The organism is Yonghaparkia sp. Root332 (assembly GCF_001425665.1).
Classification (GTDB): Bacteria; Actinomycetota; Actinomycetes; order Actinomycetales; family Microbacteriaceae; genus Microcella.
Genome location: NZ_LMCX01000001.1, coordinates 1,183,560 through 1,197,394, shown reverse-complemented (window position 1 = coordinate 1,197,394; position 13,835 = coordinate 1,183,560). Strand labels below are relative to the sequence as shown.

12 protein-coding genes and 1 tRNA gene are annotated in these 13,835 nt (G+C 73.6%); 2 read left to right on the top strand and 11 right to left on the bottom strand.

The genetic code is table 11. The features are described from left to right. Nucleotides 1-32 precede the first annotated feature (32 nt). On the top strand, nucleotides 33-1,241 hold the full coding sequence (locus ASC54_RS05750; RefSeq protein WP_055897265.1) for a winged helix-turn-helix domain-containing protein: 1,209 nt from the start codon (nucleotides 33-35) through the stop codon (nucleotides 1,239-1,241). A gap of 141 nt (nucleotides 1,242-1,382) precedes the next feature. On the opposite strand, the gene ASC54_RS05745 is transcribed toward ASC54_RS05750, so the two are convergent. Both ASC54_RS05745 and ASC54_RS05740 read right to left on the bottom strand, forming a co-directional pair. Then, nucleotides 1,383-2,264, bottom strand: coding sequence for a M48 family metallopeptidase (locus tag ASC54_RS05745; RefSeq protein WP_055897264.1), 882 nt, complete (start codon nucleotides 2,262-2,264; stop codon nucleotides 1,383-1,385). Nucleotides 2,265-2,311: 47 nt separating this feature from the next. Further along, nucleotides 2,312-2,878, bottom strand: coding sequence for a LemA family protein (locus tag ASC54_RS05740; protein ID WP_055897261.1), 567 nt, complete (start codon nucleotides 2,876-2,878; stop codon nucleotides 2,312-2,314). A gap of 174 nt (nucleotides 2,879-3,052) precedes the next feature. On the opposite strand from ASC54_RS05740, the gene ASC54_RS05735 reads away from it, so the two are divergent. Further along, entirely contained in the window at nucleotides 3,053-5,185 is a 2,133-nt protein-coding gene (locus ASC54_RS05735) for a hypothetical protein (protein WP_055897258.1), read from the top strand. Between the two features lie 11 nt (nucleotides 5,186-5,196). On the opposite strand, the gene ASC54_RS05730 is transcribed toward ASC54_RS05735, so the two are convergent. From ASC54_RS05730 to ASC54_RS05690, 9 genes are all read right to left on the bottom strand, one after another. Then, nucleotides 5,197-5,270, bottom strand: a tRNA-Leu gene (locus tag ASC54_RS05730). Between the two features lie 53 nt (nucleotides 5,271-5,323). Continuing rightward, nucleotides 5,324-6,646, bottom strand: coding sequence for an NAD(P)/FAD-dependent oxidoreductase (locus tag ASC54_RS05725; RefSeq protein WP_055897255.1), 1,323 nt, complete (start codon nucleotides 6,644-6,646; stop codon nucleotides 5,324-5,326). A gap of 38 nt (nucleotides 6,647-6,684) precedes the next feature. Then, nucleotides 6,685-7,965 (bottom strand): S8 family serine peptidase, encoded by a 1,281-nt coding sequence (locus ASC54_RS05720; protein WP_235451389.1) that lies wholly within the window; start codon nucleotides 7,963-7,965, stop codon nucleotides 6,685-6,687. Further along, nucleotides 7,938-8,456, bottom strand: a complete 519-nt coding sequence (locus ASC54_RS05715; RefSeq protein ID WP_055856535.1) for a DUF501 domain-containing protein — start codon at nucleotides 8,454-8,456, stop codon at nucleotides 7,938-7,940. The genes ASC54_RS05720 and ASC54_RS05715 overlap by 28 nt, the downstream gene beginning before the upstream one ends. Next, nucleotides 8,453-8,971: a septum formation initiator family protein gene (locus tag ASC54_RS05710; protein ID WP_082514877.1), complete on the bottom strand. Its 519-nt coding sequence runs from the start codon at nucleotides 8,969-8,971 to the stop codon at nucleotides 8,453-8,455. Before ASC54_RS05710 ends, ASC54_RS05715 begins: the two co-directional genes overlap by 4 nt. Nucleotides 8,972-9,049: 78 nt before the next feature. Continuing rightward, the gene (gene eno, locus ASC54_RS05705; RefSeq protein ID WP_055856537.1) at nucleotides 9,050-10,330 is read right to left on the bottom strand and encodes a phosphopyruvate hydratase; all 1,281 of its coding nucleotides are present in this window, start codon (nucleotides 10,328-10,330) and stop codon (nucleotides 9,050-9,052) included. 94 nt (nucleotides 10,331-10,424) lie between these two features. Continuing rightward, the gene (hisS, locus tag ASC54_RS05700) at nucleotides 10,425-11,759 is read right to left on the bottom strand and encodes a histidine--tRNA ligase (RefSeq protein WP_055897250.1); all 1,335 of its coding nucleotides are present in this window, start codon (nucleotides 11,757-11,759) and stop codon (nucleotides 10,425-10,427) included. 63 nt (nucleotides 11,760-11,822) lie between these two features. Continuing rightward, on the bottom strand, nucleotides 11,823-12,908 hold the full coding sequence (locus ASC54_RS05695; RefSeq protein WP_235451388.1) for an ABC transporter permease: 1,086 nt from the start codon (nucleotides 12,906-12,908) through the stop codon (nucleotides 11,823-11,825). Next, nucleotides 12,905-13,828, bottom strand: coding sequence for an ABC transporter ATP-binding protein (locus ASC54_RS05690; RefSeq protein WP_055856543.1), 924 nt, complete (start codon nucleotides 13,826-13,828; stop codon nucleotides 12,905-12,907). The genes ASC54_RS05695 and ASC54_RS05690 overlap by 4 nt, the downstream gene beginning before the upstream one ends. Between the last annotated feature and the right edge of the window lie 7 nt (nucleotides 13,829-13,835).

The following is a 13,835-nucleotide window of genomic DNA, read 5'->3' as shown; positions in this document are numbered from 1 at the left end:
CCGGTGTCGGTGCGAGCCGCTAGCGTGGCGGCGTGGATCGCCTCTCCGCCGCCGCCGCGCGCCGCCTCGCCCTCGCCGCGCAGGGCTTCGACCGCGCGCATCCCGCCGCCGTCGGGTCTCGGCAGCTGACGGCCGCGGTCGACCGCCTGCAGGTGCTCCAGCTCGACTCGGTGTCGGTGTTCGCGCGCTCGCACTACCTGCCCCTGCTCGCACGGCTCGGCGCCTACGACCGCGCCGTCCTCGACCGGCTGCTGTTCGCCCACGGCGGCCGCTACACCGAGTACTGGGCGCACGAGGCGGCGGTCATCCGTCGGGAGGACTGGCCGCTCTGGCACTGGAAGCGCGGCGAGCTGCGCGAGCGCTTCACGCGGAAGGTGCCGTGGGTCGGCGAGAACGCCGCGCTCATGGCGTGGCTGCGCGCCGAGCTCGCCGACAAGGGCCCGCTGACGGTCGCCGAGGTCGAGCACGACGCCACCGGGCGGCGCGGGCCCTGGTGGGGCTGGTCGGACGTCAAGAACGGGCTCGAGTACCTCTTCGCCTTCGGCGACGTCGTGAGCGGCGGTCGCCGCGGCTTCTCGCGCGTCTACGCCCTGCCCGAGCACGTCGGCCTCGCCGAGCTGCACGAGGTCGCCGTGCCGAAGGCCGATGCGGTGCGCGAGCTCGTGCTGCGCGGCGTGCGCGCCCTCGGCGTCGGCACCGTCGGCGACATCGCCGACTACCACCGGCTGAAGATCGCTCCGACGCAGGCCGCGCTCCGCGAGCTCGTGGAGGCCGGCGACGTCGAGAAGGTCGCGGTCGAGGGGTGGGAGCGGGGCGGCAGGTCGCTGCCGGCGTTCCGGGTGCCGGGCACGCGCATCCCCCGTCGCATCGACGCGACGGCGCTGCTGTCGCCCTTCGATCCCGTGGTCTGGAACCGCGACCGCGCGCTGCGGATCTTCGGCTTCCACTACCGCATCGAGATCTACACGCCCGCTCCGAAGCGCGTGTACGGCTACTACTCGCTGCCCGTGCTCGTCGACGACGCGCTCCCGGGCCGCATCGACCTCAAGAGCGACCGCGCGGCGGGCGTGCTGCGCGTCCAGTCGGCGTGGGCCGAGGAGGGCGCCGACGCGGGGGCGATGGCCGAGCGCGTCGCGCCGGCCCTGCGGGCGGCCGCCGCGTGGCAGGGGCTGGGGGATGTCGTGGTCGCCGACCGCGGCGACGCGACGGCCGCCGTGCGCGCGGCCCTCGACCGCGGCTGAGGCCGCGGCCGCCGCAGAACCGCCGCACTCGCGCACCTGAGCCCATTCGTCGCGAATGCGCCCGAAAATTCGGGCTCAGATGCGACGAACGGGCTCACTCGCGAGCGCGGGCGGGAGCCGGCGGCGGAGCCAGCGCCTCCGCTAGAAGCGCGCCGAGTTCTCCAGCAGGCGCTTGACCCGGTCGGGGATCGGCGGGTGCGTCTGGAACATGCGGTCCATGACGCCGGGCTTCATGGGGTCGTTCATCCAGAGGTGCGCCATGGTCGAGTTCTGGCGACGCATCGGGCGGGCGTAGTCGCCGAGCTTCTGCAGCGCGCTCGCGAGACCCTCCGGGTCGCGCGTCGTGAGGGCGCCGGTCGCGTCGGCGAGGTACTCGCGCTGCCGGGAGACCGCCGCCTGGATCATCGCGGCGACGAGCGGGGCGACGAGCATCGCGACGAGGCCGAAGACGAGCACGATCGGGTTGCCGCCGTTGTTGTTGCGGTTGCCGCCGAAGAAGGCCATGCGGGCGAGGATGTCGGCGATGAGGCCGACGGCGACGGTGAGCCCGAACACGATCGTCGAGACGCGGATGTCGTAGTTCTTCACGTGCCCGAGCTCGTGCGCCATGACACCGGTGAGCTCGCGGTCGGTCATGATCTCGAGGAGCCCGGTCGTCGCGGCGACGCTCGCGTGCTCGGGGTCGCGGCCGGTCGCGAAGGCGTTCGGGGCCGGATCCTCCACGAGGTAGACCTTCGGCATGGGCATCCCCTCGGAGATGGCGAGGTTCTCGACGATGCGGTACAGCCGCGGGTTATCGGCCTTCTCGATCGGGCGCGCACCCGCCATGGAGAGCGCCTGCCTGCCCGCCGCGAAGTACTGGAAGGCGGTGTAAGCCGCTGCGCCGATGAGGGTGCCGATGAAGATGCTGTAGCCGCCCCCGTAGAGGTAGTCGGCGACGAGACCGAGCAGCCCGATGAGCACCAGGAACACGAGCATGATGACGATGGTGTTGCGCTTGTTCGCGGCGATCGCGCGATACACGTCAGCCCTCCTCGGGCGGGGTCGGGGTCAGGATGCTCGGGGCGGGGTCAGAACTGGACGCGCGGCGGCTCGGCGATCGCAGCGGCGTCGGAGACCTCGAAGAAGTCGCGTTCGTGGAAGCCCAGGCGGCGCGCGAACAGGGTGTTCGGGAACTGCTTGATCTTGACGTTGAGCTCGCGCACGCCGCCGTTGTAGAAGCGGCGGGCGGCCTGCACCTTGTCCTCCGTGTCGACGAGCTCGCCCTGGAGCTGGAGGAAGTTCTGGCTCGCCTGCAGCTGCGGGTAGGCCTCGGCGACGGCGAAGATGCTCTTGAGCGCCTGCTGCATGTGCCCCTCGGCGACGGCGGCATCGGCGGGGCCCTGCGCGCTGAGCGTCTCGGCCCGGGCGCGCGTGACGCTCTCGAACACCTGCTTCTCGTGGGCCGCGTAGCCCTTGACGGCCTCGATGAGGTTCGGCAGGAGGTCGGCGCGGCGCTTGAGCTGCACCGTGATGTCGCTCCATGCCTCGTCGACGCGGACGTTCAGCGTGACGAGCGAGTTGTACGTCGCCCAGAGGTAGATGCCCACGATGACCGCGAGCAGGACGACCACTCCGACGAGGATGAGGATTTCCATGCGGCACAGCTTAGGGCCGCCGCCGACCCGCCGACAGGTGGCCCGCTCGACCCCGGCTATGGATCCGCCCGGATCGCGACGATCGCTCAGCACGCACCTGGAAGAATGTCGAGCGGCGGGAGGGCAGCACCTCCCCCGCACGACGACCGAGCACCATCGGCCCGAGGAGGCGGCATGCGCGCGCACCCGCACCGCCCCGCGCGGCGCCGCGGTGCGACCCGCGCCCTCGTCATCGCCCTCGCCGCGATCGCGGCCCTCGCCTCGATCGCGCTGCCGGCGTCGCCGGCCGCCGCGGCGGCATCCTTCGCGGAGCCGTCGGGCGGATTCGTGGGCAGCGATCGCGTGACCGTCGCGGGCACGAAGGATGCCGGCAGCGGCGTGCGCGTCGCCGTCGTCGGCGGCCCCGTCGTCTGCATCGTCGCCGACGCCTCGACCGTCTGGCGCTGCGAGGGCGTCGATCTGCCCGACGGCGTCATCGAGCTCGCGGGCGTCGAGACGCTCGACGACGGCACGACGGAGGAGTTCGGGCCCCTGCCGGTGCGGGTGCTCGGCCCTCCGCGCATCGACGGGGGCGGCGGGACGCTGCTCACGGCCGGGCGCTTCACCGGCACGGCGGCGCCCGGGGCGGCGATCGAGGTACGCACGATCGGGCCGCGGGGCTCGATCGTGCACGACTGCCCGGCCGCGCTGCCGGACGGATACTGGTCGTGCATCGTGACGGTGCCGAGCGGGCAGTACCGCACGAGCGCCCGGCAGTCGCTCGCCGAGATCGGGCCGGAGCCGTCCGGCTGGTCGGCGGCGACCGTCGCGACGGTCGACCGCGATGTGCCGGCGGCTCCGACCATCGACGTCCCGCGGACGGGAACGCGGACGGCCACCGCGAACGTCCGCGCCGAGGGCGCCGGTGAGCCCGGCGCGACGCTCCAGCTCTACGTCGACGGGGAGATGGTGTGCGCGACGACCGTCGACCCCGGCGAGCTCTGGGCGTGCGAGGCGCGCCTCCCCGCGCCCGGGGTGCGCGAGCTCCGGGCGCTGCAGCGCGACCCGGCCGGCAACTTCAGCTCGGCGAGCACGGGCGTGCGGGTCGAGTGGGCGGTGCCCGGCGGCGCGAGCCCCGTGCCCGACGAGCCGTCGCCGGGCGGAACCGACGGGGCCGCTCCCGGTGACGAGGGGACCGACGCGCCGGGCGGGGACGCCGAGCCGGGCGCGCCCGCGACGCCCGGGGACGACGGCGGATCGGGCGGATCCGCCGAGGGACCCGACGACGCGAGCGGAGATCCCGGCGGCCCGGGCGATCCGGGCGGCGACGCCGGAGCGCCCCCCGCCGCGCCGCCCCTGCCCGGGTCGTCGAGCGACGCGCCCTCCTCCAACTGGGGGACGCCGACCGGGTTCGGCGGAACCCTGCCGACCGCGGCGCAGATCCTCGAGCGCGGAGGACTCGCCATCGCCCCCCTCTTCGCGCTCGGCTACCTCGCGCTCATCGCGCTGCCGCTGCGCTGGTTCGCGACGCGGGCCGCGCCGCGCATCCGCCTGGCGATGCCCCGCCTCACTGGCCGCAACCGCGGAACGGTGCTCAGCGCCGACGACCCCGTGGTCTCGCCCGCGCTCACGGCCGTCGGCGTCTTCGCCGGGGCCGCCGTCGTCGCCGCGGTCGGCGGCGGTCTCGACCTGGAGGTGCGCTACCTCCGCCTGACCGCGGCCATCGGGCTCGGCCTGCTCGTGCTCGCGGCCGTCGGGGTGCTGCTGCCGGCCGGCGTCATCCGGCGAGCGGCGCGGGTGCCGGTCGTCACGCAGCTCCTGCCGGGCATCCTCGCCGCGGCGATCGGGGCGGCGCTGCTCTCGCGCGTGGCCGAGCTGCGACCGGCCATCCTCATCGGGGTGCTCGTGGCGGCGAGCGTCGTGGGCGTCGCACGGTTCCGAGTGCGCGTGGGGCTCGCCGTGCTGCAGCTCGTCGCTGTCGCCGCGCTCGCGCTCGCCGCCTGGGCGACCCACGACCTGCTGACCCCGAGCACCGGGTTCTGGGTGAGCTTCGCGGCCGAGACCGCCGCCACGGTCGCGCTCGGCGGGCTCGGCTCGCTGCTGCTCATGCTGCTCCCCGTCGGCTCATTCCCCGGCCGGGCGGTGTTCCAGATCTCCCGCACGACGTGGGGCGTCGCGTCGCTCGCCGTGGCAACCGTGACGGGCGCGATCCTCGCCTCCGGCGCGAGCTTCCCGATCGTCGGGCTCGGGCTCGCCGCCGCGGGCATCGGCGCCGTGCTCGTCGGCACGACCCTGTGGGTGCGCTGGGTCGAGCCCGCCCTCGCGTGATCCCCCGTGCGTGCCCCGGCTGGGGTTCGAACCCAGACTGGTCCGATTTTAAGTCGGATGCCTCTGCCGGTTGGGCTACCGGGGCGCACCGATCAGCCTAGGACGAGCACCCGCCCCCGACAGCTCTGCGGTGCGCTGCTACGCCTTCGGGCGCGTGGCGAAGGCCTGGAAGTACTCCTGCGGCTCCTCGCGCGCGGCGAGCGTGACGTTGTCGCGGCCGAGGAGGAGGTTCCAGAGCCAGCCGCTGAACACGCGGATCTTGCGCTCCCACATCGGGATCGCGAGGCCGTGGTAGCCGCGGTGCGCGACCCACGCCGGGAAGCCCTTGATCGCGATCCTGCCCGACTGGAAGACGCCGTGGCCGAGGCCGAGGCCCGCGACCGCGCCGAGGTTCTTGTGCACGTAGTCCTGGGGCTCCTCCCCGCGCAGGACCGCGACGAGGTTCTTCGCCAGGCGCTTGCCCTGGCGCACGGCGTGCTGGGCGTTGGGCACGCAGAAGCCGCCCACGCCGCCGCCGGTGAGGTCGGGAACGGCCGAGACGTCGCCGGCCGTCCAGGCGCCCTCGACGACGGCACCGCTCTCGTCGACGACGCGGAGGTCGGCACGGGCGCGGATGCGGCCGCGCTCCTCGACGGGCAGGTCGGTCGAGCGAACGACGGGGTTCGCCATCACGCCGGCCGTCCAGATGATGAGGTCGCTCTGGAAGCTCTCGCCCGTCGACAGCTCGATGACGCCGTCGACGGCGCTCGTGAGCTGGGTGTCGAGGTGCACGATCGCGTCGCGCTGCGCGAGGTTCTTGAGCACCCACTGGCTCGTCTCGAGCGACACCTCGGGCATGATGCGGCCCATCGCCTCGATGAGGTGGAAGTGGGTGTCGTCGATCGAGAGCTGCGGGTACTCCTTCAGCAGCGAGCTCGCGAGGCTGCGCAGCTCGGCGAAGGTCTCGATGCCGGCGAAGCCGCCGCCGACGACGACGACCGTGAGCAGGCGGTCGCGCTCGGGGCCGGCCGGCAGGAGCGCGGCGCGGGCGAAGTTGTCGATGAGGCGGTCGCGCACGGCGACGGCCTCCTCGATCGCCTTCATGCCGATGGCCTCGTCGGCGACGCCCGGGATGGGGAACGTGCGCGACACGGAGCCCGCGGTGACGACGATGTGGTCGTACTCGAGCTGCCAGGGCTCACCCGCCTCGGGCGTGATGGTCGCGGTCTTCGCGGCGTGGTCGATGCCCGTGACCTTGGCCGTGATGATGCGCGTCCTGTCGAGGTGGCGGCGCAGCGAGACGACCGCGTGCCGCGGCTCGATCTGACCGGCGGCGACCTCCGGCAGGAAGGGCTGGTAGGTCATGTAGGGGAGCGGGTCGACGACGACGACCTCGGCCTCACCCGGGCGGAGCCACTTCTGAAGCTTCAGTGCGGTGTAGAAACCGGCGTAACCGCCACCGACGATCAGGATTCTGGGCACGGGGGAACGATCTCCTTGTGGTGAGGGACCCGGACAATCTACCCCGAGCGAGCACGCCTGACGAATCGCGCGGCGCCGATCGAGACGGCCGCGATGACGAGGAGCGAGCCGCCGAGCACGGCTGCCCCGACGGTTGCGAGGGGGGCGATGGCCGCCACGACGGGGCGCACTGCCTCACCGATCCTACCCAGTCCGGGATGCCCGGCGCGCCCGACCGCCTCGCGCGCGCTCTCGACGCGCACGCTCCGCACCTCGGCGTCGGCCCGTCGGTTGAGCGAGATCCACTCCGCGAGGCTGCCGAGGGGGTTCTCGGCGACGGGAGGGAGGTCGGCGCGCACGGCGGCGGCCGCATCCACGAGCCCGTAGCCGTACAGGGGGTCCGGCACGGTCGCGGTGACGGGTCTGGCGGTGCCGATGAGGCGCGCGACGACGTCGGCGGCGGTCGCCTCGGGGTGCGCCGAGCGGATGAGCGCGGCGATGCCGGCGACGATGGGCGCCGCGCCGCTCGTGCCCTGCCAGATGACGTGGCCGCCCCCGGGCACGGCGCCGACGAGCTGCTCGCTCGGAGCCATGACGGCGATCGAGATGCCCTGCGCGCTCGCCGTGTCGCTCGCGACACCGCGCCGGTCGACTCCCCCGACGGCGACGACGCCGGGGATGGTCGCGGGCGCGCCGACCTGCTCGGTGCCGCTGCCGCGGTTGCCGGCCGCGGCGATGACGACGACGTCGTTGGCCTCGGCGTACCCGAACGCGTCGTCCCAGCTCTCCGGCCATGACAGCGTGTTGCGGGTGAGCGAGAGCGAGATGACGTCGGCGCCCGCGTCGACGGCCCAGCGCACGGCCTCGGCGACCTGGGCGTCGCCGTCGCGCTGCTCGGGGCCGAACGCGAGCGAGGCGCTGAGGAGGCTCGCCTCGGGGGCCGCGCCGATGACCCCGTCGCCGGGCGCGCTCCCCCGGCCGGCGGCGAGCGAGGCGACCATCGTGCCGTGATCGGGAGCATCGCTTCCGACCGGCCGCGTGCCGTCGGACGAGCCGACGCCGGAGAGGTCGATGCCGTCGACGACGGCTCCGCGCAGATCGGGATGCGTCGCATCCACCCCCGAGTCGATGATCGCGATCGTGACGCCCGCCCCGCGCGTCACGGCCCACGCCGCGCGGATCCCGTACTCGTCGAGCCAGTACTGCCGGTCGCGGACGGCGTCGGCGGCGAGGATGCCCGGGGCCGCGACGGCGACGGAGGCGGGCACCGCGGGCGCCGCGCCGGCGATCGCGGCGAGGAGGAGCGCGGCCGCTACGAGCCGCGCTGGTCGGGGGCGCACGCGCACACCTCGGGACTCCAGTCGCACTCGGCTAGAGCGCGATCCCCGATCGGGTTGATGCCGGGGCCGACCGACAGGCTGTGGCCGATGAGGGCGTGCAGGCACTTCACGCGCGTCGGCATGCCGCCGGCGCTGATGCCCGCGATCTCGTCGACGTCGCCGAAGGTCGCGCGATCGGCGAGGTAGCTCTCGTGGGCGCGGGCGTAGGCCGCGGCGAGCGCAGGGTCGTCGGCGAGCTCGGCCTGGTACTCGGCCATGACGCCGCTCGCCTCGAGCCGCGAGGCGGAGGCGGTCGCGGCCGGGTGCGTCAGGTAGTACAGGGTCGGGAAGGGCGTGCCGCTCTCGAGCCGCGGGGCGGTCGCGACGACCGTCGGAGCGCCGCAGACGCAGCGGGCGGGGATGCCGATGACATCGCGCGCGGGCCGGCCCAGCTGCGCGGAGACGATCCGGACATCCCGCTCGCTCGCGGGGTCGAAGGGCGGACGGCTCACGGGGCGGGCTCCGTCGCGGGCGGGGTCTCGATCTCGGGGCCGACGAGCTCGACGGCCGGGAGGTCGGTGAGGGCGGCGGTGAGGACGGAGGAGAGCACGGCGCGGCTCCAGTCGATGCGGGTGCGCTGGATCTCGTCGCTCACCGGCTGCACGGGGCCCACGTCGATCGTCGCGCCGTCGTCGATCACGAGGTAGCTGATGTCGCCGGGCTTGACGTAGAGGAGGCGGTCGCGGGCCTGCGACTCGATGTAGGCGGGGTCGGACCACCGGTCGATCTCGGAGGAGAGACCCTCGACGGCGCGCTCCTGCTCGGCGACGCGGGCCTCGAGCGCCGCGATCTCCTGCTGCTGCTCGACGAGGATGCGCAGGGACGGGGCGAGCACGACGAGGGCGCCGATGATGAGCACGAGCACCGTGACGGTGAAGCCCGAGATCTCGAGATTGCGGAACCACGGGGTGGAGGCCGGAGCGTCGGCGGGCAGCTCGACGGGGAGGTGTCGCGAGCGGCCGGCCATGCCTCCAGCCTACGCGAGGGGCCCGCCTCCTCCCGGGAGGGAGAGGGCGGGCCCCGGAGCGCTGACGCGGCGGACGGACTAGCCGCGGAAGCGCGGGAAGGCGGTCCGCGCCGCGTACACGGCGGCGTCGCCCAGCTCCTCCTCGATGCGGAGCAGCTGGTTGTACTTCGCCACGCGCTCGCTGCGGGCGGGCGCACCGGTCTTGATCTGCCCGCAGTTGGTGGCGACGGCGAGGTCGGCGATCGTGGTGTCCTCCGTCTCGCCCGAGCGGTGCGAGAGCACGGCCGTGTAGCCGCTGCGCTGCGCGAGGGAGACCGCGTCGAGCGTCTCGGTGAGCGAGCCGATCTGGTTGACCTTCACGAGCAGCGAGTTCGCCGTGCCGCGCGCGATGCCGTCGGCGAGGCGCGTGGGGTTGGTGACGAAGAGGTCGTCGCCGACGATCTGCACGGCGCCGCCGATCTCGGTCGTGAGCGCGGCCCAGCCGTCCCAGTCGTCCTCCGACATCGGGTCCTCGATCGTGACGAGCGGGTAGTTCTTGACGAGGTCGGCCCAGAACGCGGCGAGCTCGGTCGCCGAGCGCTGCGAGCCCTCGAAGTGGTACGCGCCGTCGCGGTAGAACTCGGTCGCGGCGACGTCGAGGCCGAGCGCGATGTCGGTGCCCGGCGTGAAGCCGGCCTTCTCGATCGCGGCGAGCAGGAAGTCGAGCGCGGCGGTCGTGCCCGCGAGGTCGGGGGCGAAGCCGCCCTCGTCGCCGAGGCCCGTGGCGAAGCCCCCGGCCTTGAGCTCGCCCTTGAGCGCGTGGTACGTCTCGGCGCCCCAGCGCAGGGCCTCGGTGAAGCTCTCGGCGCCGATCGGGAGGATCATGAACTCCTGCACGTCGACCCCGGTGTCGGCGTGCGCGCCGCCGTTGATGACGTTCATCATCGGCACCGGCAGCACGTGGGCGTTGGGGCCGCCGAGGTAGCGGAAGAGCGGCAGGTCGGCCGAGTCGGCGGCGGCCTTCGCGACCGCGAGCGAGACGCCGAGGATGGCGTTCGCGCCGAGCTTGGACTTGTTCTCGGTGCCGTCGACGGCGCGCAGCTCGCCGTCGATCAGGCGCTGGTCGCTGGCCTCGAGGCCCTCGATCGCCGGGCCGAGCACGTCGATGACGGCGTCGACGGCCTTCAGCACGCCCTTGCCCAGGTAGCGGCCCTTGTCGCCGTCGCGCAGCTCGTAGGCCTCGAACGCACCGGTCGACGCACCCGAGGGCACGGCCGCGCGCGAGACGGTTCCGTCGTCGAGCAGGACCTCGACCTCGACGGTCGGGTTGCCTCGCGAGTCGAGGATTTCACGGGCTCCAACGGCCTCGATAGCTGCCACGAATGGGTCTCCTAACCAGTGGGGGTGCGGACGCGACGGTGGTGGTCGTCCGCAGGGAATCCTACTCGCCGCGAGGAACGCGGCCCCGGTCGCCTCAGGCGCTGCGCTCGAGCGGCCGCCAGTCGAGAGCCGAGGCATCCGCCCCGGTGCTCGCGCTGACCGTCGCGAACCGGGCGAAGCCGTCGGCGGCGAGCTGGTCGAGCGCCGTCCTCATGTTCTTCGGGCGCTTCACGAGGCGCACGCGGGCGCCCTCGGCGACGAGCGTCGACTTCAGCGCCATGAGGTCGGCGGCGCTCACGTCGCGGTCGTAGACGAGGGCCGCGTCGCCGTCGCCGTCGCCCTCGGGCAGCTCGACGAGGTCGATGAGCCGCTCGAAGCCGAGCGAGAAGCCCGTCGCGGGCACGTCGCTGCCGAGGAAGCGGCCGATCATGCCGTCGTAGCGCCCGCCGCCGCCGAGCGAGTAGCCGAGCTCGGGGTGAGCGACCTCGAAGATCGGGCCCGTGTAGTAGCCCATGCCGCGCACGAGGAAGGGGTCGAAGACGAGCGGCACCGCGTCGCCGAGGCCCGCGGCGATCGCGGCCAGGTCGGTCAGGGCCGCCTCGTCGACGCCGGCCGGGAGGAGCGAGGCGATGCTCTCGGCGGTGAGGGCGCCGCCGGCGGCGGGCGCGCGGCGCTCCCCCGAGCCGTCGGCGGCGGACGCCGCCTCCGCCCCGAACGCGGCGAACGCCGGAACCGCGGCGAGGGCCTCGATCGCGTCGGTCGCGTGGCCGCGCTCGCGCAGCTCGGCGAGCACGCCGGCCGTGCCGATCTTGTCGAGCTTGTCGAGCGTGATGAGCACCTCGGCGTGGCTCTCGGGGGCGAAGCCGAGCACCGTGAGCATGCTCGTGAGCAACCGGCGGTCGTTGATGCGGATGCTGCAGCCGGGGATCCCGAGGGCGTCGAGCGCGCTCGACGTCGCCGCGATGAGCTCGATCTCGGCGATGACTCCCGGCTCGCCGATGATGTCGATGTCGCACTGGACGAACTGGCGGAACCGGCCCTTCTGCGGGCGCTCCGCGCGCCAGACGGGCGCGATCTGGATGGCCCGGAAGACGCCGGGCAGCTGTCCGCGGTTGCTCGCGTAGAAGCGCGCGAGCGGCACCGTGAGGTCGAACCGCAGGCCGAGGTCGGCGAGGTCGAGCGCGGTCGCGGCGGAGCGCAGGTCATCCGTCGTCAGCGCCCGCCTCATGACCGCGAAGGCGAGCTTCTCGTTGTCGCCGCCGAGGCCCGCATGCAGGCGCGCGGCGTCCTCCATCACAGGGGTCTCGATCTCGTCGAAGCCGTGCGCGCGGTAGACCCCGCGGATCCGCGCGAGCACGTGCTCGCGGCGGGCCTTGTCACCGGGCAGGAAGTCGCGCATCCCGCGGGGCGGGGTCACCGGGCTGGCCATGCCTCGATTCTGTCAGAGCGCGCGGCGGGGTCCCGGCGAGCGGCGGATGCTCCGCCTGGAGCCTCACGCGACGCGCGCGCCCTTCGGCAGACGTCGGGAGGGCGTCCGCGTGCGGGCGACCGCGCCCCACAGCGCGAGTGCCGCGAGACCGGCGTGGATCAGCAGACCCACGAACCAGCTCGGCACCGTGGAGGCGTAGATCTCCTCCGGCGTCGGGTAGTCGTACGGATCCTGGAAGCCGTTGCGGGCGCTCTCGCACTCGTCGTAGACGGTCTCGGCGTCCGGCGCGATCTGCGCCTGACGGATGCCGAGCCCGATGCCGCCGAAGAGGTCCTCCGGGTTGCCGTTGCTGTCGAACGTCGTCGGCGAGGCGTCGGCGAGCACGATGTAGGGGTTCGCGGCGAGCAGCCACCACACCCGGTCGAAGCGCGGCGACTGGTAGGTGGTGACCTCCGGCTCGAGGCAGCGGATCTCCTCGGGGATGCCCGTCTCGGGGTCGATCTCGCCCGAGTAGTCGAGCCCGATGTAGACGTTGCGCACCTCGGTCTGGTTGACGAGGCCGCCGAGCCCGAACGCGATGAGCGTGCCGATGCTGAGTGCAGCGACGACGAGGTAGGTCGTGACGACCGAGAACAGCGCGCGGGTCTGCAGGCCCGACAGACCGACGCCGACCGCCGCGACGACGCCGAGCTCGAGCACGAGCACGCCGAGCGAGGTGAGCATCGTCAGGAACGGCACCCCGCCGAGGACGACCGCGAGGACGATGAACGGGAGGCTCGCCGCCAGGAACGTCAGGGCGATCGTCCAGGCGGCGAGGAACTTCCCGAGCACGATCTGCCCCGCGCTGACGAGCGTCACCTGCGTGGTCGCGAGAGTGCCGGCGTCGCGCTCGGCGTTGATCGCACCGCCCGAGACCGCCGGCGTGACGAGCGTGCCGACGAGCAGCACGAAGAAGATGATGCTCGAGTAGATCGCCGCGTTGTCGAGGCTGCCTGCGCCGAACTGCGTGAGCGCGAGCCACAGCAGGAGCGTGACGACGCCGACCACGACGAAGACGACGCTGAGCAGGACGATCCACGCGACCGAGCGGACGCGCTGGCGCAGCTCGAGGCTCGCGATCGTGCCGAGGCCGATGATCCAGCGGTTCACGAGCGGCCGCCCTTCGCGAGGTCGAGGAAGGTGTGCTCGAGGTCGCCGACCGCGGGCCCGAACGCGCTGATGCCGACGCCGTGCGCCGTGAGCCGGGCCAGCAGGGCCGCGGCCTCCGGCTCGCCCGCGACGGGCACGAGCACGCCCAGATGGTCGGCGCCGGAACTGGGGATTCCCAACTCGGCGAGCGCCGCGGTCAGGGCGGCGGGGTCGAGCGCGCGGATGCGCCAGTCGCGCACCGTCGCGCGGCTCGCCTCGACGCTCGCGCGCGACGCGGTGACGCCGGCGTCGATGTACACGGCCTCGTCGGCCATCTCGTCGAGCTCGGCGAGCACGTGGCTCGAGACGAGGATCGCCGCGCCCTCGCTCGCGAGCCGCCGCACGAGGACGCGGAGGTCGATGCGCGCGGCCGGGTCGAGGCCCGACGCGGGCTCGTCGAGCAGCAGCACGCTCGGGCGGTGCGCGAGGGCCCGCGCGAGGCTCAGGCGCTGCTTCTGCCCGCGGCTCAGCACGCGCGTCGGCTGGTCGGCGAGCGCCTCCAGGCCCACCAGATCGATGAGCTCGGATGCGCGGACGCGGGCCTGCGCGGCCTCGATCTCGTACAGGCGCGCGGTGGTCTCGAGGGTCTGGCGCACGGTCAGCGTGGCCCAGGAACCGAGCACGTCGGGCATCCACCCCATGACGCGCCGCACGGCGCGGGGGTCGGAGATCGGGTCGTGGCCCTCGATGCGGATCGAGCCGCGATCGGGCTCGAGGAGGGTCGCGAGCATGAGCAGCAGCGTCGTCTTGCCGGAGCCGTTGGGCCCGATGAGGGCCGTCACGGCGCCCGCTCGCGCCTCGAAGGTCACGTCGCGCACGGCGTGCACGTCGCCGAAGCTGCGCGCGACGCCCTCGACCGCGATCGCGGGTTGGGTGGTCATGGGGGTG